This window comes from Azorhizobium doebereinerae UFLA1-100, assembly GCF_000473085.1.
GTDB classification, from domain to species: Bacteria; Pseudomonadota; Alphaproteobacteria; order Rhizobiales; family Xanthobacteraceae; genus Azorhizobium; species Azorhizobium doebereinerae.
In genome coordinates this window covers 1-21567 of sequence record NZ_AXBA01000005.1, presented here as the reverse complement: position 1 = coordinate 21567, position 21567 = coordinate 1, and the positions used below count along the sequence as shown (strand labels likewise).

General features: G+C 69.0%; 22 protein-coding genes. 15 read left to right on the top strand and 7 right to left on the bottom strand.

Going from position 1 to position 21567, the window contains the following annotated elements; translation table 11 throughout:
* Positions 1-3: 3 nt before the first annotated feature.
* The 3 genes from YU1_RS0106420 (at position 4) to YU1_RS28265 (ending at position 3044) form a co-directional block, all read left to right on the top strand.
* The gene (locus tag YU1_RS0106420) at positions 4-1485 is read left to right on the top strand and encodes a replicative DNA helicase (RefSeq protein ID WP_029003365.1); all 1482 of its coding nucleotides are present in this window, start codon (positions 4-6) and stop codon (positions 1483-1485) included.
* The gene (alr, locus tag YU1_RS0106415) at positions 1482-2594 is read left to right on the top strand and encodes an alanine racemase (RefSeq protein WP_029003364.1); all 1113 of its coding nucleotides are present in this window, start codon (positions 1482-1484) and stop codon (positions 2592-2594) included. Before YU1_RS0106420 ends, alr begins: the two co-directional genes overlap by 4 nt.
* A gap of 114 nt (positions 2595-2708) precedes the next feature.
* Positions 2709-3044: a ribbon-helix-helix domain-containing protein gene (locus tag YU1_RS28265; RefSeq protein ID WP_035714212.1), complete on the top strand. Its 336-nt coding sequence runs from the start codon at positions 2709-2711 to the stop codon at positions 3042-3044.
* A gap of 57 nt (positions 3045-3101) precedes the next feature.
* Here the strand turns inward: YU1_RS28265 and YU1_RS0106405 are convergent, their stop codons facing one another.
* Complete coding sequence (locus YU1_RS0106405) at positions 3102-4070, bottom strand: 2-hydroxyacid dehydrogenase (RefSeq protein ID WP_051356566.1); 969 nt, start codon at positions 4068-4070, stop codon at positions 3102-3104.
* A gap of 183 nt (positions 4071-4253) precedes the next feature.
* On the opposite strand from YU1_RS0106405, the gene radA reads away from it, so the two are divergent.
* The 6 genes from radA to YU1_RS0106375 all read left to right on the top strand — a co-directional run bounded on the left by radA (position 4254) and on the right by YU1_RS0106375 (position 11096).
* Positions 4254-5669, top strand: coding sequence for a DNA repair protein RadA (gene radA / locus YU1_RS0106400; protein ID WP_029003362.1), 1416 nt, complete (start codon positions 4254-4256; stop codon positions 5667-5669).
* Between the two features lie 109 nt (positions 5670-5778).
* The gene (locus tag YU1_RS0106395) at positions 5779-6474 is read left to right on the top strand and encodes a CvpA family protein (RefSeq protein WP_029003361.1); all 696 of its coding nucleotides are present in this window, start codon (positions 5779-5781) and stop codon (positions 6472-6474) included.
* A gap of 20 nt (positions 6475-6494) precedes the next feature.
* Positions 6495-8105: an amidophosphoribosyltransferase gene (gene purF, locus YU1_RS28260; protein ID WP_245263247.1), complete on the top strand. Its 1611-nt coding sequence runs from the start codon at positions 6495-6497 to the stop codon at positions 8103-8105.
* A gap of 96 nt (positions 8106-8201) precedes the next feature.
* Positions 8202-8945 carry an SDR family NAD(P)-dependent oxidoreductase gene (locus YU1_RS0106385; RefSeq protein WP_029003360.1) on the top strand — a complete coding sequence of 248 codons (744 nt, stop codon included), beginning with the start codon at positions 8202-8204 and terminating at the stop codon, positions 8943-8945.
* Positions 8946-9089: 144 nt separating this feature from the next.
* Positions 9090-10586, top strand: coding sequence for a leucyl aminopeptidase (locus YU1_RS0106380; protein ID WP_029003359.1), 1497 nt, complete (start codon positions 9090-9092; stop codon positions 10584-10586).
* Between the two features lie 60 nt (positions 10587-10646).
* Positions 10647-11096 carry a DNA polymerase III subunit chi gene (locus tag YU1_RS0106375; protein WP_029003358.1) on the top strand — a complete coding sequence of 150 codons (450 nt, stop codon included), beginning with the start codon at positions 10647-10649 and terminating at the stop codon, positions 11094-11096.
* 126 nt (positions 11097-11222) lie between these two features.
* Here the strand turns inward: YU1_RS0106375 and YU1_RS0106370 are convergent, their stop codons facing one another.
* A complete protein-coding gene (locus YU1_RS0106370; protein ID WP_029003357.1) occupies positions 11223-11690 on the bottom strand; it encodes a hypothetical protein in 468 nt (155 codons plus the stop codon).
* Positions 11691-11720: 30 nt separating this feature from the next.
* The gene (locus YU1_RS0106365) at positions 11721-12074 is read right to left on the bottom strand and encodes a hypothetical protein (protein WP_029003356.1); all 354 of its coding nucleotides are present in this window, start codon (positions 12072-12074) and stop codon (positions 11721-11723) included.
* Positions 12075-12491: 417 nt separating this feature from the next.
* Here YU1_RS0106365 and YU1_RS0106355 point away from each other — a divergent pair, with 417 nt between their 5' ends.
* Positions 12492-13109, top strand: coding sequence for a 2-hydroxychromene-2-carboxylate isomerase (locus YU1_RS0106355; RefSeq protein WP_029003354.1), 618 nt, complete (start codon positions 12492-12494; stop codon positions 13107-13109).
* Between the two features lie 131 nt (positions 13110-13240).
* Positions 13241-13672, top strand: coding sequence for a hypothetical protein (locus tag YU1_RS31800; protein ID WP_156921985.1), 432 nt, complete (start codon positions 13241-13243; stop codon positions 13670-13672).
* Positions 13673-13682: 10 nt separating this feature from the next.
* On the opposite strand, the gene YU1_RS0106345 is transcribed toward YU1_RS31800, so the two are convergent.
* Positions 13683-14636 (bottom strand): alpha/beta hydrolase fold domain-containing protein, encoded by a 954-nt coding sequence (locus tag YU1_RS0106345; protein ID WP_029003352.1) that lies wholly within the window; start codon positions 14634-14636, stop codon positions 13683-13685.
* A 126-nt stretch (positions 14637-14762) separates the two neighbouring features.
* On the opposite strand from YU1_RS0106345, the gene YU1_RS0106340 reads away from it, so the two are divergent.
* The 3 genes from YU1_RS0106340 (at position 14763) to YU1_RS0106330 (ending at position 16236) form a co-directional block, all read left to right on the top strand.
* Positions 14763-15224, top strand: coding sequence for a secondary thiamine-phosphate synthase enzyme YjbQ (locus YU1_RS0106340; RefSeq protein WP_035714206.1), 462 nt, complete (start codon positions 14763-14765; stop codon positions 15222-15224).
* 129 nt (positions 15225-15353) lie between these two features.
* The gene (gene rpmB, locus YU1_RS0106335) at positions 15354-15653 is read left to right on the top strand and encodes a 50S ribosomal protein L28 (RefSeq protein WP_029003350.1); all 300 of its coding nucleotides are present in this window, start codon (positions 15354-15356) and stop codon (positions 15651-15653) included.
* A 25-nt stretch (positions 15654-15678) separates the two neighbouring features.
* Positions 15679-16236 carry a queuosine precursor transporter gene (locus tag YU1_RS0106330; protein WP_029003349.1) on the top strand — a complete coding sequence of 186 codons (558 nt, stop codon included), beginning with the start codon at positions 15679-15681 and terminating at the stop codon, positions 16234-16236.
* Between the two features lie 22 nt (positions 16237-16258).
* Here the strand turns inward: YU1_RS0106330 and YU1_RS0106325 are convergent, their stop codons facing one another.
* The 3 genes from YU1_RS0106325 to YU1_RS28250 all read right to left on the bottom strand — a co-directional run bounded on the left by YU1_RS0106325 (position 16259) and on the right by YU1_RS28250 (position 21142).
* Entirely contained in the window at positions 16259-17857 is a 1599-nt protein-coding gene (locus YU1_RS0106325) for an AMP-binding protein (RefSeq protein ID WP_029003348.1), read from the bottom strand.
* A 95-nt stretch (positions 17858-17952) separates the two neighbouring features.
* Positions 17953-18540: a CAP domain-containing protein gene (locus YU1_RS0106320; RefSeq protein ID WP_245263246.1), complete on the bottom strand. Its 588-nt coding sequence runs from the start codon at positions 18538-18540 to the stop codon at positions 17953-17955.
* Between the two features lie 79 nt (positions 18541-18619).
* Entirely contained in the window at positions 18620-21142 is a 2523-nt protein-coding gene (locus YU1_RS28250; RefSeq protein WP_051356565.1) for a DUF3772 domain-containing protein, read from the bottom strand.
* A gap of 229 nt (positions 21143-21371) precedes the next feature.
* Between YU1_RS28250 and YU1_RS28245 the strand changes: the two genes are divergently transcribed.
* A partial coding sequence (locus tag YU1_RS28245; protein WP_035714271.1) for a transposase occupies positions 21372-21567 on the top strand: 196 nt, incomplete at its 3' end.

Here is a 21567-nt window from a genome sequence, read left to right as displayed (position 1 = left end):
CCGATGCTTGATCTTGCCGCGTCGAAGGAGGACCTGCCCGCCTACCGTCAGGCTCCGCACAATGTGGAGGCCGAGCAGGCTCTGCTGGGCGCCATCCTCGTGAACAACGAAGCCTTCTATCGGGTGTCGGACTTCCTCAAGCCCGAGCATTTCTACGAGCCGCTGCACGGCAAGATCTACGACCTGACCAGTTCGCTCGTCCGCGCCGGCAAGATCGCCACGCCGGTCACGCTGAAGACCTTCCTGCCGCCCGAGCTGGACATCGGCGGGCTGAACGGCCCGCAATATCTCGCCCGTCTGGCGGCGGAGGCGACCACCGTCATCAATGCCGAGGACTACGGCCGGGCGATCTACGACCTCTCGGTGCGGCGCGAACTCATCCGCATCGGCGAGGAGATCGTCAACGAGGCGTTCGACGCGCCGATCGAGGCCTCGCCCCAGGACCAGATCGAGGAGGCGGAGAAGCGCCTCTACACCATCGCCGAGACCGGCCGGTACGATGGCGGCTTCGTGCGCTTCGGCGAGGCGCTGCGCGAATCGGTGGACATGGCGAGCCGTGCCTTCCAGCGCGAAGGGCACCTGTCGGGCATCGCCACCGGGCTTGACGACCTAGACCAGCAGATGGGTGGTCTCCAGGCCTCGGATCTCATCATCCTGGCCGGCCGTCCGGCCATGGGCAAGACCTCGCTCGCCACCAACATCGCCTACAATATCGCCGCGGCCTACCGCGGCGAGCAGAAGCCGGACGGCTCGATCGAGACGCTGTCGGGCGGCATCGTCGGCTTCTTCTCGCTGGAAATGTCCGCCGAGCAATTGGCCACCCGTATTCTCGCCGAGCAGGCGGAGATCGCCTCCTACAAAATCCGCCGCGGCGACATCTCGGAAAGCGAATTCTCGAAGCTCGCCGCCGCCGCGCAGTCCATGCAGGTGGTGCCGCTCTATATCGACGACACCGGCGGCATCTCCATTGCCCAATTGGTGGCCCGCGCCCGCCGCTTGAAGCGGCAGCGTGGCCTGAACTTCATGGTGGTGGACTATCTCCAACTGCTCTCCGGCTCGGGCAAGAAGGGCTCGGAGAACCGCGTGCAGGAGATCACCGAGATCACCACCGGCCTGAAGGCGCTGGCCAAGGAATTGCAGGTGCCGATCATGGCGCTGTCCCAGCTCTCCCGTCAGGTGGAGCAGCGCGAGGACAAGCGGCCGCAGCTGTCGGACTTGCGCGAATCGGGGTCCATCGAGCAGGACGCGGACGTCGTGATGTTCGTGTTCCGCGAGGAATATTACCTCAAGGGCCGTGAGCCGAAGCCGGGCACCGAGGAGTGGTTCAAGTGGGAAAGCGACCTGAAGGCGGTGGAGGCGACAGCCGAGATCATCGTCGGCAAGCAGCGCCATGGTCCGACGGGGACGGTGAAGGTGCACTTCGAGGCGCAGTACACGCGCTTCCAGAATCTGGCGCGGGAAGACCGCATGCCGGACCGGCATTGACGCCCGCTCCCGAGGGCGCGGCCCTCCTGACCATCGACCTCGCCGCGCTCGCCGCCAACTGGCGGACGCTGGCGGAGCGGGCGGCACCGGCCACCTGCGCGGCGGTGGTGAAGGCGAATGCCTATGGCCTCGGCATCGCTCGTGCCGCGCCGGCCTTGTGGGCGGCCGGCGCCCGGGTGTTTTTCGTGGCGCAACTGGAAGAGGCGCGGACGCTGCGCGCCTTGTTGCCGGCGGCCGACATCTACGTGCTGGGCGGCCTGCTGCCCGGCCTGTCCGCCAGCTTCGCCGGCCTCGGCGTGCGCCCGGTGCTGGGCAGCGCGCCGGAGCTCGCGGAATGGTCCGCCTTCTGCCGCCGGAGCGGTGCGGACCTGCCGGCGGCGATCCATGTGGACACCGGCATGAACCGCCTCGGCCTGACGGTCGAGGACACCCTGGCGCTGGGCGCGGATCGCGCGCGCATCGGCTTCACGCCGGCCCTGGTGATGACCCATCTGGCCTGCGCCGACGCGCCCGGCCATCCGCTCACCGCGCTCCAGCATGAGCGTTTCTCGCGGGTGGCGCGGGCCTTCCCGGGGGTGCCCGCCTCGCTGGCCAATTCCGCCGGCACGCTGATGGATCCCTCGTTCCATTTCGACCTGGTGCGGCCCGGCATCGCGCTCTACGGCGGCAGCGCCATCGCCGGGACCGCGCCGCTGAAGCCGGTGGTGCGGCTGGAAGTGCCGATCATCCAGGTGCGCGACGGCATTTCGGGCGAGAGCGTCGGCTACGGCGCCGCGCAGCGCCTCGGGCGGGCGAGCCGCATCGCCATCCTGTCCATCGGCTATGCGGACGGGTTCCTGCGTGCCTTCGGCGCCTCGGACGGCTCCCCCGGCGCGGAAGCGGTGGTGCGCGGGCGCCGCTGCCCGCTGATCGGCCGGGTCTCCATGGACCTCACGGCCGTCGACGTGACGGACGTGCCGGATGTGGAGCGCGGCGACACGGCCGTGTTGCTGGGCGATGGCATCGGCATCGACGAATTGGCCGCCCATGGCCGGACCATCGGTTATGAGGTGCTGACCTCGCTCGGCGAGCGGTATCGCAGGGTGTATCTGGGCGATTTTCCCGCCTGAAGGTGCGACAGAACGAATCAGGGTGTGGGAAGTTCGCCCCGGCGCTCGACAGGTGGCCGTAACGGCAGCGATGATTCGTCATCCGCGAGCCGATTCGCGGCAGGACCGGCTGCCATGGTGGACTCCAGCCCCATTTCGTTTCCCGAAGATGCGTTCGTGGAGGATCTCGTCGCGTCCGGCCGCTATGCCGACGCGACCGAAGTCTGGCGCGAGGCGCTCACCCTGCTCGCCGCGCGTGAACGGGAGCGCGACGACCGCGAGGCTGTCCAGCTCAGCCTGCTGCATGACGTGCTCGCCCGCGATGCGGCGCATCCGCCGGTGCCGGCCCTTGAGCCGGACGACCTGCCACCGGTGATTATTCCGCTGGTGGTGGATGCCGACGCGGTGCTGAGCGAGATCGAACTGCTGCTCAGCACGCGCGCGCCCAAGCAATATCGCAGGGCCGGCTAGCACGCTCCCGTCCGGCGGCGCGGACGGGACGATGTCGGCTTTGGATGAGGCGGCCGGTCAGGCCGCCGCTTTCGCGCATTCCGGCACCGGGGTTTCCACCGCCTTGCCGGCGAAGTGGGCGCCGAGGTTCCGCATCGCCAGCGTTGTCATGTTGTCCTCCGCATTGGGGGACCGGCCGGCGCTGTGCGGGGTGATGACGAGGTTCGGCGCCGCCAGCAGCGCCGGCGGCACGACCGGCTCGCCATCGACCACGTCGAGGCCGGCGCCGGCGATGCGGTGCTCGTTCAGCGCCGCGATCAGCGCGTCGGTGTCCACCAGCGAGCCGCGCGCGATGTTGATGAGGTAGCCCTGGGGGCCGAGCGCGTTCAGCACCGTGGTGTTGACCATGTGGCGGGTCTGCGCGTTGGCGGGCGCGGCGACCACCAGCACGTCGGATGCCTCGGCCAGGCCGACGACGCTGTCGTGATAGGCATAGGCCGTATCGGCGGCGCGGCGGCGGCTGTGGTAGCCCACCGTCATGGAGAAGCCGGCCTCGCAGCGGCGCGCGACTTCGCGGGCGATGGAGCCGAAGCCGATGAGGCCGAGGCGCATGCCGGTGAGTTCAGGCGTCGAATGGCGGGCTTCGTGCCACTGGCCCTTGCGTACGTCGGCGTCCGACTGGGCGATGCGCCGGATGGTGGCGAGCATGAGCGCCATGGTGTGGTCGGCGACCGAGATGGTGTTGGTGCCCGGCCCGTGGGTCACGATGATGTGGTGGGCGATGGCGGCCTGGATGTCGATGCGGTCGTAGCCGACGCCGTAGCAGGAGATCATCTCCAGCTTCGGCATGGCGTCCATCTCGGCGGCGGTCATGCCCGCAGTGCCGTGGGTGAGCACCGCGCGGAACTTCGGGCCGTCCGCGGCGATGGCGGCGGCACGCAGGTCCGGGGTGGGCGCGTAGGTCACCGTGTAGACGGCCTCGAGCCGCGCCAGCTCATGCGGCGGGAAGGGAATGAGAACGAGGAGGTCTACGGAAGCCGGCGCCATGGCGCAGTCCTTGATTGGCTGGGGGAGAAAGATTGCAAGCTATAGCGCAGGCGTTCCAACTGGAATGCGTGTCGCTCATGGCCGCCATGCGGCGTTTACACCGCAGGCACCGAGAATGCTATGCCGCTTTGGCGCGGTGCAGCATTCTCCCGCGCTTGAGAGTTCGGGCGGTTGAGAGGTTTGATGGCGAAGCGCGACCTGTCCTACGTCTGCCAGTCCTGCGGCGCGGTCTATACCCGCTGGCAGGGCAAGTGCGACGCGTGCGGCGGATGGAACACCGTTGCCGAGGAGACCAATGTCGCGGCCATGGTGCCGGCGGCCCAGCGGGCCGGCCGCCGCGGGCGGGCGGTGGCGCTGGAGAGCCTCCAGGGCGAGGCCAAGCCCGCGCCGCGCCTCATTTCCGGCATCGGCGAACTGGACCGGGTGGCGGGCGGCGGCTTCGTGCCGGGCTCCATCGTGCTGCTGGGCGGAGATCCCGGCATCGGCAAGTCGACGCTGCTGGTGCAGGCGTCCGCGGCCCTGGCGGGCGCGGGGCACCGGGTCATCTATGTGTCGGGCGAAGAGGCGGTGGACCAGGTGCGCATGCGCGCCAATCGGCTGGGGCTCGCCGCCGCGCCGGTGGCGCTGGCGGCCGAGACCAATGCGGAGAATATCCTCGCCACCTTCGCCGCCGGGCCGGCCGTTCAATTCGTGGTGATCGATTCGATCCAGACCATGTGGAGCGATTCGGTGGAATCGGCGCCGGGCACGGTCACCCAGGTGCGCACCTCCGCACAATTGCTGGTGCGCTATGCCAAGCAGAGCGGCGCGGCGGTGATCCTGGTCGGCCATGTGACCAAGGATGGGCAGATCGCCGGTCCCCGCGTGGTAGAGCACATGGTGGACGCGGTTTTCTCCTTCGAGGGCGACGGCGCCAACCAGTTCCGCATCCTGCGCGCCCAGAAGAACCGCTTCGGGCCCACCGACGAGATCGGCGTGTTCGAGATGACCGGCGCCGGTCTCTCCCAGGTGCCGAACCCGTCCGAGCTGTTCCTGTCGCATCGCGATGCCGGGGCGCCGGGCACGGCGGTGTTCGCCGGCATGGAGGGCACGCGGCCGCTGCTGATGGAGATCCAGGCGCTGGTCGCGCCCTCCAGCCTCGGCACCCCGCGCCGCGCGGTGGTCGGCTGGGACACGAGCCGCCTCGCCATGGTGCTGGCGGTGCTCGACGCCCGCTGCGGCGTCCGGCTCGGCGGGCACGACGTCTATCTCAACGTGGCGGGCGGCCTGCGCATCTCCGAGCCGGCGGCCGACATCGCGGTGGCGGCGGCGCTGGTGTCCTCGCTCACCGGCGCGCCGCTGCCGCCGGATGCGGTGTTCTTCGGCGAGGTAAGCCTGACCGGCGCCGTGCGGCAGGTCTCCCAGGCGGCCGCGCGCCTGAAGGAGGCGGCCAAGCTCGGCTTCAACAAGGTGGTGATGCCGGCGCTCGCCGACGGCACCGCGAGCGGGCTCGCGGTGGACACGGTGTCCTCGCTCGCGGGCCTGGTGGCGGGCATCGCCGCCCGCGCTCCGCGCAGGGCAGCGATGCCGAAGCCCGAGATGTCGGAGCAAGAGGGATGATGACGGCGCCCTCCTTGCCAGCTATACGTCGCCGCTCACGGCGCTCCGCCATTTCCCCATCGGCCCGCCGGTTGCCCGTCGGCAGCCGCTTCGACGGATTCATGCACCGATGCCTGTGACGCTGCTTGATCTGATCCTGATCGGCGTGATGCTGATTTCGGGCCTGCTGGCCATGGTCCGCGGCCTGCTGCGGGAAGTGTTCAGCATCGTGTCCTGGGTGGCGGCAGCCGGCGTGACGCTCTATTTCTACCCGCAGCTTCTGCCGGTGACGAAGCAGTATGTGGCGCAGGACATGGTGGCCACCGCCGTCACGGTCGGCCTGCTGTTCCTGGGCACGCTGCTCATCGTCACCATCATCAGCGCCCGCCTGTCCGATGCCGTGCTGGACAGCCGCATCGGTGCCCTCGACCGGACCCTTGGCTTCCTGTTCGGCCTGGCGCGCGGCTTCCTGGTGGTGGTGATCGCCTTCCTGTTCTTCAACTGGCTGGTGCCCGACAAGTCGCAGCCGCCGTGGGTGATGAACGCCAAATCCCGCCCGGTCATGCAAAATGCGGGAAATTGGATCGTCTCCTTGTTGCCGGACGATCCCGAAAACACCATCTTGAAGCGGCTAAAGAAACCGCCTGCCAGCGATGATGGGGCCACGCCCCCGGATTCGACGAGCGGTCCGCGTACGGAGCGTGGGGGGACCACGTTCGCTGCTGGGGCGAGCGCCAGCATCGAAGTCAGTCAAGCCGGATACCGCCGCGACTCGCGGCAAGGGTTCGAACAGCTGCTCGAAAGCACGCGCGCCAGCGGCCAGTGAGCCGCCGAGCGGAGGCACCGATGGATTTGGACACCGCAGCCGGTTTTCACGCCGCAGCCCTGGGGGGCCAGGGCTCGCACATGGATGCCTCGCACTTGGACGGCCCGCATTTGGAAGACCCCCACCATGTGGCGGCGCATCACGCCACGTATGAGCCCGCCGGCGGCGGCGAGGGGCGGACGGACCTGAACCTCGACCTCGACGGCGATACGCTGCGCGAGGAATGCGGCGTGTTCGGCATCTTCAACCACCCCGATGCCGCGGCGATCACGGCCATCGGCCTGCATGCGCTCCAGCATCGCGGCCAGGAAGCTGCCGGCATCGTGACCTTCGACGGCCGCCGCTTCCATTCCGAGCGGCGCCTCGGCCTCGTGGGCGACGCTTTCTCCGATGCCCGCGTCATCGCCCGCCTGCCGGGCCATATCGCGGTCGGCCACGTGCGCTATTCCACCACCGGCGAGACCCTGCTGCGCAACGTGCAGCCGCTGTTCGCCGAACTGGATGCCGGCGGTTTCGCGGTCGGCCACAACGGCAACCTCACCAATGGCCTGACGTTGCGCAAGCAATTGGTGCGCGACGGCGCCATCACCCAGTCCACCACCGACACCGAGGTGATCCTCCACCTCGTGGCGCGCTCGAAGAAGAACCGTTTCATTGACCGCTTCATCGATGCGCTGCGCGCGCTCGAAGGCGCATATGCCCTGGTGGCGGTGACCAACAAGAAGCTGATCGGCGCCCGCGACCCGCTGGGCATCCGCCCGCTGGTGCTGGGCTCGCTGGACGGCTGCCCGATCCTCGCCTCCGAGACCTGCGCCCTCGACATCATCGGCGCGCGCTATGTGCGCGACGTGGAGAATGGCGAGGTCATCGTGATCGACGAGGAGGGCGTGCAGTCCTTCAAGCCCTTCCCGGAGATGGCGCCGCGCCCCTGCCTGTTCGAATACATCTATTTCGCCCGGCCGGATTCCGTGGTGGGCGGCCGTTCCGTCTATCAGGTGCGCAAGAGCTTCGGCCAGGTGCTGGCCGCGGAGGGCCCGGCCGATGCCGACGTGGTGGTGCCGGTGCCGGATTCCGGCGTGCCGGCGGCGATCGGCTTCTCGCAGACCTCCGGCATCCCCTACGAGCTCGGCATCATCCGCAATCATTATGTGGGCCGGACCTTCATCCAGCCCACGCAGACGGTGCGCGACCAGGGCGTGCGCATGAAGCACTCCGCCAACCGTTCGGTGGTGGAAGGCAAGCGCATCGTGCTGGTGGACGACAGCCTCGTGCGCGGCACCACCTCGGTGAAGATCGTGCAGATGATGCGCGATGCCGGCGCCCGCGAGGTGCATTTCCGCATCGCCGCGCCGCCCATCACCCATCCCGATTTCTACGGTATCGATACCCCGGACCGCGACAAGCTGCTCGCCGCCACCCACGATCTGGAGAGCATGCGGCGCTATATCGGCGCGGATTCGCTGGCTTTCCTGTCGGTGGAAGGCGTCTACCGGGCGCTCGGCTGCGAGCGTGATCCGGTGCGGCCGCAGTTCTCCGACCATTATTTCACCGGCGACTACCCCACCGCGCTCACCGACCGGGCGGGCGCCGTGGCCTCCCAGCAGCTGTCCCTGCTCGCCGAGGCGAGCTGAACCCGAGGCAAGCTGACCGGCTGACACCAGGGCGCGGACGGGGTAAGAGCCCGTTCGCGCCCTTTTGCGTGATCCTTCAGCCGCGAGACCCATCCCATGAGTGAACGGCCGTTCGCCGATAAGATCGCCGTCGTCACCGGCGCTACCCGAGGCATCGGCGCGGCGGTGGCCGTGGCCCTGGCGGCGGGCGGTGCCCATGTGGTCGCCCTCGGCCGCACCGAGGGCGCGCTGGAGGAGCTGGACGACAAGATCCAGGCGGCCGGCGGCAGCGCGACCCTCGTGCCCATGGACGTCACCGATTATGACGCCATCGACCGGCTCGGCGGGGCGCTGTACGAGCGCTACGGGCGGCTCGACGTGTTCGTGGGCAATGCCGGCTTTCTCGGTCCCCTGACCCCGCTGCGGGATGTGGAGCTGAAGGACTGGGACAAGGCGGTGAACATCAACCTCACCGCCAACTTCCGCTTCATCCGCTTCCTCGACCCGCTGCTGCGCATGGCGACCGCCGGTCGCGCGGTGCTGGTGTCCTCGGGCGCGGCCCACAAGGGGCGGGCCTATTGGGGGCCCTATGCCATCACCAAGGCGGGTCTCGACGCCATGGGCCGGACCTGGGCGGCGGAGACCGTCACCACGGCGATGAAGGTCAATCTGTTCAATCCCGGCCCCATCCGCACGCTGATGCGGGCCAAGGCTTTCCCTGGCGAGGATCCCATGACCCTGCCCTCGCCGGAGGAGGCCGCCGCCGCCCTTGTCGCGCTGTGCCGCACGGACTTCATGGAGACGGGCAAGTTCTACGACTTCCCGACCGCCTCGGTGCAGGACTTCCGGGCCCCGGCCTGAGGCTTGGCTGCCCCGGCGGGCAAATTCGGCACATGTGACCGCGCTCTTGCTTCCATCGGGCGGGACGGCGTTTTAGACAGGGTTATCGGTTTCTGAAGGATCGGCCATCCGGCCGCCTCGTTCCTTCCTGTTCTGGAGTGCCCCATGTCCGAGCCCGTGACGATTGCGTTTGCCAAACACGGTGCGGCGCCGAGCGGCGTCCTTCTTGTGCTGACCGACGAGACGCTGACGTTCGGCCGCGAGGCCCAGAAGCTGCTGAAGCCGGTGCTCGCGCGCCTGTCCCGCGCCATCGAGGCGGACCGCTTCAAGGGCAAGCTCGGCGGTGCGCTGGACCTGGTCGCGCCGGAAGGGCTGGGCGTCACGCGCCTGGTCGTCCTGGGCGTGGGCAAGGCGGCGGAGCTGAAGCCGAGCGATTTCCTGCGGCTCGGCGGCATCGCCGCCGGCAAGCTCCCGGCCGGGACCCCGGCGGCGGTGCTGGTCGCCGACTTGCCGGGCGCGAAGGTCGCCGCCGAGGCGGCGGCGGAGATCGCGCTGGGCGCGCGCCTGCGCTCCTATTCGTTCGACCGCTACAAGACCCGCAAGAAGGAAGGCGACACCGACCCGGTGGCGCTCACCCTCACGCTCGCCGTGGCGGACGAGCCCGCCGCCAAGCGGGCCTGGGCGGAACGGGCGCCGGTGGGCGAGGGCGTGCTGCTGGCGCGCGACCTCGTCAATGAGCCGTCCAACGTGCTCGACCCGCCGGAATTCGCCCGCCGCGCCGAGGCGCTCACGGCCGTCGGCGTGGACGTGGAGGTGCTGGACGATGCGGCGCTTTCCCGCATCGGCATGCGCGCGCTGCTGGGCGTCGCCCAGGGCTCCATCAAGGAGAGCCGCGTGGTGGTGATGCGCTGGAACGGCGGCAAGCCGGGCGATGCGCCGGTCGCCTTCATCGGCAAGGGCGTGACGTTCGATAGCGGCGGCATCTCCATCAAGCCCGCCGCCGGCATGGAGGACATGAAGGGCGACATGGGCGGGGCCGCCTGTGTCACCGGCCTCATGCATGCGCTCGCAGCCCGCAAGGCGAAGGTGAATGCGGTGGGCCTCATCGGCATCGTCGAGAACATGCCCGATGGCGCCGCCCAGCGGCCCGGCGACATCGTCACCTCGCTGTCCGGCCAGACCATCGAGATCATCAATACCGACGCGGAAGGCCGCCTCGTGCTGGCGGACGTGCTCTGGTACGCCAAGGACCGCTTCAAGCCGAAGTTCATGGTGGACCTCGCCACCCTGACCGGCGCCATCATCGTGGCGCTCGGCACCGAATATGCCGGCCTGTTCTCCAATGACGACACGCTGAGCACCCAGCTCTCCGCCGCCGGCCAGGCGACGGGCGAGAAGGTGTGGCGCATGCCGCTCGGCGCGGAATACGACAAGCTGATCGACAGCAAGTTCGCCGACATGAAGAACACCGGAGGGCGCAATGGCGGCTCCATCACCGCGGCGCAATTCCTCCAGCGCTACGTGGACAAGACCCCGTGGGCGCATCTGGACATCGCCGGCACGGCCATGGCCTCGCCCGCCAGCGACATCAACAAGAGCTGGGGCGCCGGCTGGGGCGTGCGCCTGCTCGACCAACTGGTGCGCGATAATTACGAGAAGTGAGATCCGCGCGGGCGGGGAGGGGCCTCCCCGCCCGGCATTTCCGGGCCAGAAGAGGGCGGCATGACCGAAGTGCTCTTCTACCATCTGGAGCGTCGTCCGCTGGAGGACGCGCTGCCCCTGCTGCTGGAGAAGTCGCTGGAGCGGGGCTGGCGGTGCGTGGTGCAGGTGGGCTCGCCCGAGCGGCGCGATGCCCTCGACGCCCATTTGTGGACCTATAACGACGCCGCCTTCCTGCCGCACGGCACCGACGCCCAGCCGCGCCCGGAGCGCCAGCCGGTGCTGCTCACCGTCTCCGACGATAATCCCAACGGCGCCAGCGTCCGCTTCCAGGTGGACGGGACCAGCGTTCCCGACGCCAGCCCTTATGTGCGGGTGGTGCACATGTTCGACGGGCGTGACGACGCGATGGTGGCTGCCGCCCGCGAGCGTTGGCGCGAGGCCAAGGCGGCGGGCCATGATCTGACCTACTGGCAGCAGGACGAGAACGGCCGCTGGGTGCGCAAGGCGTAGGCAGCCCTCACGCTCGCCAGAGCACGTTCCGTTCAAATGGCATCGCCATTTGAACGGAACGTGCTCTATCAAAGCGTCAGAGGGCGATTCGCCGATCAGATTGGTTCAATCTGATCGGATCGCGCTCTAGCTCTTGTCGTTCCGGCGCAGGCCCTTGATGAGGCTGGTGATCAGCGGGATGGCGAGGGCCGGGAGCGCCGAATCGAGGGGATGGCGCACGGCGTTGACGAGGCCGGCGATTTCCGCCTCGGCGCTGCGCAGATCGACGGCGAGCGCATCCATGGCCGACTGGTGGATTTCCTGCGCGAGCTCAAGGTCCCGCCCCGGCTTCACCCGCGAGCCGATGAACAGCAGGATGAGCGCCAGCAGGATGTTCAGCCCGCCGGTGGCGGCGGCGGCACGCACCGGGCCCCAGACGTCCGCCAGCGCCAGATAGAGCGCGGCGTCCAGCATGAGCAGGCCGAAGCCGGCGACCAGCGCAGCGAGCCCGTAGAGGCCGGCGCGGGCGGTGAGCGCCCGCAGGCGGATGTCGGCGATGATGGAATTGGCGCGCCACAGGACCCGCAGGTTCCGGGCGATGGAGTCGAACGTCATGGCGGTGTCCCCGGATGATGGTTGGTGCGATCAGCGCCAGGCCCGGCCCACCAGGACCCCCAGCATGAAGGCCGAGGCGAGGGCGGCGGCGGGATGGGCGGTGACGGCGTCCTCGGCACTCTCGGTGGCCTGATGCACCGCCTCCTGCAGATCCCGCACGAGCGCCTGCAATTGCGACAGGCTGGGCTCCGGATCCGCCGCTTCGGGACCAGGCTCGGCATCCGGCGGTGGAGGGACGGCTTCCGCGGCGGCCTCATGGGGCGCCGTGGCCTTGGCCGTTCGCCGGCGAGGGGCACGGGGCTTGCCGTCCGCATCGGCCGGCGCCGCCGTGGCGGTCAATTCGGCCTGGAGGGCCTGGAGTTCCTTGCGGGTGTGTGCGGCCATGTCACCGGACCTCCAAATAGCCTAGGGTCTCTCCTGTCGCTCCCTCGGGGATCGCGCCCTCCGGCAGAGCTCGGGATAAAACCGTGCCATTTCATATGTCTGCGCGCCCCGGCGCCTTGAGGGAACGCAAGCGGGAGCATGAGCGCACCGTGCCGAGGCCGGCGCTCGCGCGCAAGGACGAAAAGAAAAAGGCGCGGGTCATGCAGACCCGCGCCAAGTCGACCTTCAGGGAGGACCTACAGGAGGGTACGTTCGGCAAATCGAACGAACCGTCATCCATGTCGAACACAATCGCATTCAATAATATAAAGTCAATGGAAATTATATTATACAGTTCCGGTGCGTGCAACCGTGCCTGAGCCGCTGTCCGGCCCGTGCGACTCTGCTAAAGGGGAGGCCCCTGGGAGGACCCACCCGATGAGCCGCCGCATCGCCTACTTCTTCTCCATCGTCAGTCCCTGGAGCTTTCTCGGCCACGCCCGTCTCATGGATCTGGCCCAGCGTCATGGCGCGCAGGTCGATTTCCATCCTGTCGAGCTCGGCCCCGTGTTCGCGGAAACCGGCGGGCTGCCGCTCGCCAAGCGCGCCCCGCAGCGCCAGCGGATGCGCCTCGTCGAGCTCCAGCGCTGGCGGTTGAAGCTCGGCCTTGATTTCCACATCCAGCCGCAGCACTGGCCGTTCAACGGCAGCCTCGCCGACCGTGTCGTGCTTGCCGCTTTGGCCGACGGAGCCGATGTCGATGTTCTGGTGCGGCGCCTGTTCTCGGGCGTGTGGCAGCGCCAGGAGAATCTCGCCGAGCCGGCGGTGCTTGCCGTCCTGGCCGATGACGCGGGCCTGCCGGGCGCCGCGCTGCTGGCGCGCGCCGAGACGGACGAAATCCGCGCCGCCTACCAGGCCAATCGCGAACTGGCCATCAGCAGCGACGTGTTCGGCGCGCCGTCCTATGTGCTCGACGGTGAGGTGTTCTGGGGCCAGGATCGGCTGGACCTGCTGGATGACGCACTCGCCTCCGGCCGCCCGCCGTTCCGGCCCTGACGGCGCGGGGGCGGCCGCGCCCCGGTTCCGCCCCCTTCGCCTGCCAGCTTGACGTTGGATGAGGATGCCTGGGATCAGAATGCTCGGCGGCACCCGCCGGGCGCCTCCCGTGCGATGACGAGGAAGCGCAGATGCGGCGGATAGGTCTAGTTCTCGGGCTGATGATGGTCCCGGCGCTCGCTTCGGCGCAGCAACCTCCGGCCGCGCCCGCGCCTGCCGCCCCTCCCGTCGATGCGGCTCCGTCCTCCGAGGCACGCGGGCGCTTCAGCTTCGCGCCGGTGGACGGTGGGGCGCTCAAGCTCGATACCCAGACCGGCATGGTGTCCTTCTGCAGCAAGGGCTCCGGCGGCTTTGCCTGCGTCGCCGTGCCGGACAGCCGGGATGCCTATGAGGCGGAGATCGCCCGTCTCCAGGCCCAGCTCGACGGGCGCGGCCCGGCCAAGGCCTATGGCAACACGCTGAGCGTCCCGCTGCCGTCCCAGTCCGATCTCGATGCGGCCTATTCCTACGCCACGCGCCTCTACCAGCGCCTGCGCGCCTTCGTGGACGGCACGGCGCCCTGACCTTGCGGCCTCATGCGGCGCGCAGGAACTCCAGGATCCGCGCCCGGCCGGCGTCGGCCAGCGTGCCGATGAAGCCGGTGAAGACATGGCAGCCGCCGGGGAACGCCTCCAGGGTGGCGGCGTTGCCGCTCGCCAGCCAGCGATTGGCCATGAACAGGGTGTCGTCTACCAGCGGATCGCGCGTGCCCACCAGGAACTGCGCTTTCGGCAGGCCGCGCAGGTCGGCCAGAAGCGGCGAGATGTCGGGGTGCTCGCGCTCGCCGTCGAGCCGCAGATAGTTGCGCACGAAACGTTCGATGTCCGCTGTGTTCAGCACCAGCCGCTCCTCGCCCCAGTTGCGCGCGCTGGGCGTGAGGCGTAGGTCGTAGCAGCCGGCGTGGAGACTGGCGGCCGCGAACGGCCGCAGCCCATGCCTGTCGCGCAGCCGCAGCAGCGTGGTGACGGCGAGATGGGCGCCGGCGGATTCGCCGCCGATGAGGAAGCGCTCGGTGCCGAACAGCGACGGCCCCTCGCGCACCAGCCAGAGCGCCGCCGCCTCGCAATCGTCCGGCGCGGCCGGATAAGGCGTTTCCGGGGCGAGGGCATAGTCCACCGAGACCACCGCGAGGCCGGCGCGGGCGATGGCGTCGTTCAGCCCGTCCTCCTCCCGCGCCGAGCCGATGGTCCAGCCGCCGCCGTGGAAATGCAGATAGACCCCCGTGGGCACGGTGTCGGGCAGATAGATGCGCACGGGGACGGGGCCGCGTGGCCCCTCGATGCTCTCGGCCCGCGCGCGCGGGCTTTCCGGCGGCAGCGGGAAGGTGCCCTTGCCTGAGAGGCGCGCCTGGCGCACCACCGCCCAGGGCACGAGGCCGAGGTCGGGAGCCCTCGACAACGCCTTGACGATGGCGGCGTTCACCAGTTTCGTGTCCGGCGCCACGGCGGCGTCCGTGAACAGATGCGGGTCGATGGAGAGGACGGACATCGGGCTCCCTTGAGGCCGGCGCGCGGCGAGGGGTCGGCGCGCCGGAAGGTGGGCCGCCCGGCCTCCGCATGCAAGTTCCCGCAGCGGCAGACCTCTGCCCGCCCCATCGCAAAAAGGAGGAAGCCAGTGAAACGCAGCCCCGCCGTCCGCGTCCCGCTGGAGATCCAGGCGCAGAGCCTGCTGGAGGTGGAGACCCGCGGCCAGGGCTTCACCGACCTCACCCGCGAGGCGGCGGCCTTTCTCGCGGAGATCGGCGCGGAGCAGGGGCTGCTGACGGTGTTCTGCCGGCACACGTCCGCCTCGCTCACCATCCAGGAGAATGCCGACCCCGACGTGCAGCGCGACCTGCTGACCGCGCTGGACGACCTTGCACCACGCGATCGCGGCTGGGTGCACGACACCGAGGGGCCGGACGACATGCCGGCCCACGTCCGCACGCTGCTCAGCGACACCGCCCTCGCGATCCCGGTGGCCGACGGCGGGGCGCGCCTGGGCACCTGGCAGGGCCTCTATTTGGTCGAGCACCGCGACCGGCCGCACCGGCGGCAGGTGGTGCTGGGCTTTCTCGGAACCGCGCGCGGGAGCTAGCGTGCCTTGACGGCGCTGCGGCCTGCGCTTATACGAGCGCCTTCCTGATCCTGCGGGGTGAAGCTGACAGGTCGCACTTAGCGACCGGGCCGACGCCGCGTCAACGAACCTAATAAAAGGACTTCTGCCATGTCCCGGCGGTGCGACCTGACCGGCAAGGCGGTTCTGAGCGGCAACCTCGTGAGCCACTCGAACCGCAAGACCAAGCGCCGGTTCCTGCCGAACCTCTGCAATGTCACGCTTCAGAGCGACATTCTCCAGCGCTCGATCCGCGTGCGCGTCAGCGCCCATGCGCTGAAGTCGGTGGATCATCGCGGTGGCCTCGACGCCTTCCTGGCGAAGGCCCGCGACGAAGAGCTGGCGCCCCGCGTGCTGGAGCTGAAGCGCCAGATCACCAAGGCGAAGGCCGAGGCCGCTGCGGCCGCCTGAGGCTGTGCGTCTGTTGCAAAGCGCGATGACTTCTGAACCGCGGGCGTTCGCGCTCGCGGTTTTTGCCATGTGCGCGGCGGTGCTCACCGCCAATGTCCTGGTGCAGTTCCCCTTCACGCCCTTCGGCCTGGAGGATTACCTCACCTATGGCGCCTTCACCTATCCGGTGACCTTCCTGGTCAACGACCTGACCAACCGGCGCCTCGGCCTCGTCCGGACGCGGCGGGTGATCTATGTGGGTTTCGCGCTCGCCGTGCTGCTCTCGGTGCTGTTCGCCACGCCGCGCATCGCCCTGGCCTCCGGCGCCGCCTTCCTGACCGCCCAGTTGCTCGACGCCGCGGTGTTCAACCGCCTGCGCCGCCGCGCCTGGTGGATGCCGCCGGCCATGGCGGGCCTCATCTCCAGCGCGCTCGATACGGTGGTCTTCTTCTCGCTCGCCTTCGCCGGCACGGGCCTGCCCTGGACCTCGTGGGCGCTGTGCGATTACGGCGTGAAGCTGGCGATGATCCTGGTCTTCCTCGGCCCCTACAAGGTGATCATCGCCCGCATGCCGGTCTGGCAGCCGGCGCCGCTGCGCGCCTGAGGCGCGCCGGGCAGCTTCAGGCTCAATCCCGCAGCAGCCGGCGGATCACCTTGCCGGTGGTGGTCAGCGGGAGCTCGTCAACGAACACGATCTCGCGGGGATATTCGTAGGCCGCGAGGCGCGTGCGCACGAAGGCCTGGATGTCCGCCACCAGTTCCGGCCCCGCCTTCACGCCGTTGCGCAGCACCAGCACCGCCTTGACGATTTCCGTGCGCACCGGGTCCGGCTTGCCCACCACGGCGGCGATCTGCACGGCGGGATGGCGCAGCAGGCAGTCCTCGATCTCGCTCGGGCCGATGCGATAGCCCGACGAGGTGATGACGTCGTCGTCGCGGCCCTGGAAATGCACGTAGCCGTCCGCATCCAGCCGGGCGAGGTCGCCGGTGAGCATCAGGTCGCCCAGGAACTTGCGGGCGGTGTCCTCCGGGCGGTTCCAGTAGCGCAGAAACATGACCGGGTCGGGCGCGCGGATGGCGATCTGGCCCATTTCGCCGATGCCGCAGGCCGTGCCGTCCTCGCGGATGATGCGGACCTCATGGCCGGGCAGCGGCTTGCCGGTGGCGCCGGCGCGGGCGACGCCCAGGCCTGCATTGGAGCCGATGACGTAATTGCATTCCGTCTGGCCGTAGAATTCGTTGACCGCGACGCCCAGCGCCTGCCGGCCCCATTCGAACGTCTCCGCCCCCAGCGCCTCGCCCGCCGTGCCGACGGTGCGCAAATCGAAGCCGAAGCGGCCGCGCGGATCGGCGATGCCGCGCATCATCTTCAGCGCGGTGGGGGGAATGAAGACATTGCGCACGCCCGCCGTCGCCAGCAGGCGGAAGGCGGCCTCGGGGTCGAACCGGCCGGGCGGCTGCACCACCACCGGCACGCCGAGCGCCAGCGAGGACAGAAGGGTGTTAAGAAGGCCGCCGGCCCAGGCCCAGTCGGACGGGGTCCACATGCGGTCGCCGGGCCTGGGCATGGCGTCATGGGTGAATTCAAGCCCGGCCACGTGGCCGAGCAGCACCCGGTGGCCATGCAGCGCACCCTTGGCGGGCCCGGTGGTGCCGGAGGTGTAGATCATCAGCGCCGGATCGTCCGGGCCGCTCTCCACCGTCGCGGAGGCTGAACTGCCGCGCGCCACCATGTCGGAAAAATCCGCGATGCCGGTGTCGGCGCCGTCGCAGGAGACGATCAGGCCGAGGCTTTCGGGCCGGGTCGCGAGCTTGGCGATGCCGGCGGCGTCCGCCACCAGGGCCTTGGCGCCGGAATCCTCCAGGCGATAGCTCAGCGCCTCGACGCCGAAGGCGGAGGCGAGCGGCACGGCGATGGCGCCGAGCTTGTAGACCGCGAGATGAGTGACGAGGACCTCGACGCCCTGCGGCAGCAGGATCGCCACCCGGTCACCACGGCCGATGCCATGGGCCGCCAAGGCGTGGGCGAAACGGTTCGAGGCGTCCGAAAGATGGCCGTAGCTCACCGGCGTAAAGCCGGAGCCCTCGGGCACATAGAGGGCGGGGCGGGACGGATCGCGCGCGGCCCAGACGTCGCACGCGTGGGTCGCCATGTTGTAGCGGGCGGGAATGCGCCACTGGAACGCGGCGCGCGCCCGGTCGAATTCGCCAAGGTTTGCGAGCATCCCCTCTGCTTAAACCTTGAGCATCGGGAGCGCCAGTGCAGATGCGAAAAAAATGCCGCAGTGCGGTATCGACCCGCTCCGTAACCCGGTGCGGGTCAGCGGCCCTTGTCGTCCGGTGTCGCCAACACCAGGGCCCAATAGACCTTGTACTTGGACTTGGGATTGAAGGCCGTGGCGATGCCCATGCGGGTCACGCCGCTCGCCAGCATGTTCTTGTTGTGCGGCGGGCTGTCACGCCAGCCGGAGAAGGCTTCCGCCAGCGTGTGGTAGCCGGCGCCCACATTCTCCACCGCCACCTTCGGGCCGTAGCCGGAGGCGTTCATGCGCTGGACGAAGGTGCGTCCGCCCACCTCGTGCGAGAGCGTGTCCGCCCGTGCCATAGCGTCGGCCTGATCCTGCGCCACCTTGTTCAGCGCGGGATCGATGGTGACGGCGTTGAGGCCCTTGGTCATGCGATAGTCGGAGATGATGGAGGCGGCTGCCTCCGCATTCACCGGCTGTCCGCTCTTGGCGAGGTTTTCGTAGAAGGGCGGCTGCTTGGGTGTTTCGATCTCGGTGGTGCCGCAGCCGGCGAGCGCCAGGGCCGCCAGCATTGCAAGGGGCAAAGCGCGGCGGGCGAGGCCCCCGCGCGCCGGGACGAGAGCGTTGCCGCTCGCGGAGAAGGAAGAACCGAGATCGCTCATGCGGCTGTTCTGCGCCCAGGATGGTTGAGGAAGGGTTAGCGGCAAGCGGTGCTTGGACACCGTTGGCATTCCGTCTGGATCATCCGGTGGACGCGCTGATGGAGCCGTCGCCCTTGCGCGGCGGGGTCGCTTCCGCCTCCGGCGGGAGGGGGGCGGGGTCCGGAACGGCGGGCGGCGGCGGCACGAGGTCGGCCGGCGCGCGGCCGAGCGCCGCCCACGGCTGGCTGGCCATGGCGATGCCACCCTTGCGGAACCGCCGCAGGATGGAGAAGTGCAGGTCGCTCTTCACCGTGAGTGAATAGTCCACGTTCGCCACCACGCAGCGCAGCTCGAATACGATGCCGGTGTCGGCGAACTTGGTGATGAACACGCGCGGCGGCGGCGACTGGAGCACCTGCGGGTGATCGCAGGCGCAGGCCACCAGGATGTCGCGCACCTCCTCCACATCGGCGTCATAGGCGATGTTGATCGCCACGATGACGCGTCCCGTGGTGTTGGAGTGCGTCCAGTTCTTCACCATGCCGGTGATGAGGTCGGAATTGGGGACGATGACCGTCGCCCGCTCGAAGGTCTCGATCTCCGTGGAGCGCACGCTGATGCGCCGCACGTAGCCTTCCTCGCCCTTCACATTGATGGTGTCGCCGACCCGGATGGGGCGCTCGGTGAGCAGGATCAGGCCGGAGACGAAGTTGGAGATGATGGCCTGGAGGCCGAAACCGATACCGACCGAGAGCGCACCGGCCACCAAGGCGATGTTCTCGAGGTTGAGGCCGATCTGCCCCATGGCGATCATGATGGCGATGATGATGCCGACATAACCGACGATGGTGGAGATGGACGATTGCAGGCTCACCTCCAGCCCGGTGCCGGGCAGGAGCTTGCTGGCCACCCATTTCTGTAGTCCGCGCGCCAGCAGGATGCCGACGATCAGGAGCGTCACCGCATAGAGCACGTTCCACAGGGTGATGGTGGTGCTGCCGATATGGACGCCGAAGGTGACGCGATCCAGCGTCTCCATGATGTCCGCCGACGAAGTGCCCCAACTCCCCGCCATCAGCAGCACGGCGATGACGAACAGGAACAGCTTCAGCAGGCCGGAGACCAGGGTGGCGATCACCTCCAGGCTCTTGGGCCGCAGCCCGAGCGTCTTGGAGAGCAGGCGGGCGCGGTGGGTCTCGGCCGACATGCCCTCGTTGAAGAAGGCGTCGATCAGGCTGTAGAGGATGAACAGCGCGCCCAGTACGGCGGCGGCCACCAGCATGCGTGCGCCGAGGAAGGCGGCGAAGCTGACATAGCCGGCGATCAGCGCGCCGACGAGCACCGCGATGAGCAGCCACAGCACGGTGCGCAGCCAGGGCACGCCGGTGCTTTCCATGTAGGAGACGCCGGCGTCCGAGCCGCTTTCGGCCAGAGCGGTGGCGCGCGCCTCGTCTTCCTCGGCGATGCGGGCGATGCCCACCACCATCAGGCCGGTGAAGACGCAGATGAACAGCACCATGATGCCGGACGCGAGCACGGTGAGCGCGACCGGAGTGAACAGCGCGCGATTGAGCGCGTTGACGAACGATCCGACGGCCAGCACCGTCACCGACCACGAAAAATACCGGAAGATTACCGCCGCGGTGGCGTCCGAGAAGGGCGGGATGCGCCGCCAGGGCTGGTTCGGCGCCAGCAGGGCGCGGGCAATGGCACGGCCGACCGCATTGATGAAGATGGCCACCACCATGCCGTGCAGGATTTCTTCCGCGCGCGGCGGCACGATGTCGAAGCCGGTCATGAAATTGACCGCCGCCACCGCTGCCAGCGGGCCGACGAGGCTGTCGAACACTGCGATCTTGATGGCCTCGCGCACGGTTCGCAGCCGTGGCAGTGCCTCGCCATCGGCGGGCGGGTCGCAGGAGAGGCGCCGCCGCAGCATGCGGCCGAGGAAGACAATGGCGCTGGCGATGACGACGACGCCGAAGGCGAGGGCGATCAGCGTCAGCACGTCCTGGCGCTGGCGCGCATAGCCGAAGGAATCGCCGACCAGCAGCGTCATGCTGCGGAAGCCGGTCTGCAGCGCGGCGAAGCCGGTGGCCCAGAGGCTCGGGTCGACGATGCTGATGGAGCGCTCGAACAGCTGGCCGGTGAACAGTTCGCGCCGGCGGGTGCTGATGCGGTCCGAGAGCTGGTCGGCCCGGACCGCGAGCGCGCGGTTCTGCTTGACCAGCCCCTCCACGTCGGTGGCGAGCAATTGCAGGCGCTCGCGGTCGGCGGTCACGTTGGCGTCCTCGGGCGCGGCGCCGGCGGCGGGGGCGGCGCCAAGCTCATCCAGGCGCACCTTCAGCTCCGAGGCGCGGGGGGCGAGCTGTTCGGAGCGGGTCTGGATCTCGCGGCGCACCGGGTCGAGCCGGACCCTGAGAGCGTCGAGGTCCGGTGCCCTGAGGCCCTCCACCCCGAGGGCTCCGTCAAGGCTGTCCAGCGCCGAGCGGTTGGCCTCCATTCTCTCGCGCGCGGTCAGCACCGCAGGGTCGGTGGCCGGCGCCGCGTAGCCAGCCGGCCCGGCGACGAGCGCGAGAAATAGGGCCAGCAGAACCGCGATCCGCACCACAGCGCGCTGCATCAGGAAGCCTCCAGGGAAATCGGGACGGGCATGACATGCCCGCCGGTCAAGCGCTCGCAGCATTCGTACCGGCCTCGAAAATGCAAGGCCAAGCGTCGCCGGCGCGCGATATGGACCTCGCCGCAGGAGGTGCCGCAGGACAATCGGTGGGCTGCTCTAGGTAGTGTGGACTCTTGGGGTTCCCGGGCTGAATGATCTGTGATTCAAAGCTGCCTTTGATGAGGCAGCGATGGGTGTTCTTGATCGACTGGTGCTTGGGGATGAGCAGTGGGCGCGGATAGCGCCGCACATCATCGGCGACGAGCGGACGCGCGGCTCTTCGGGCCGGGACAATCGTATGTTCATCGAGGCGGTGCTGTGGATCGTGCGCACCGGCTCGCCTTGGCGCGATCTGCCGGAGCTGTTTGGAGAATGGAACACCGTCT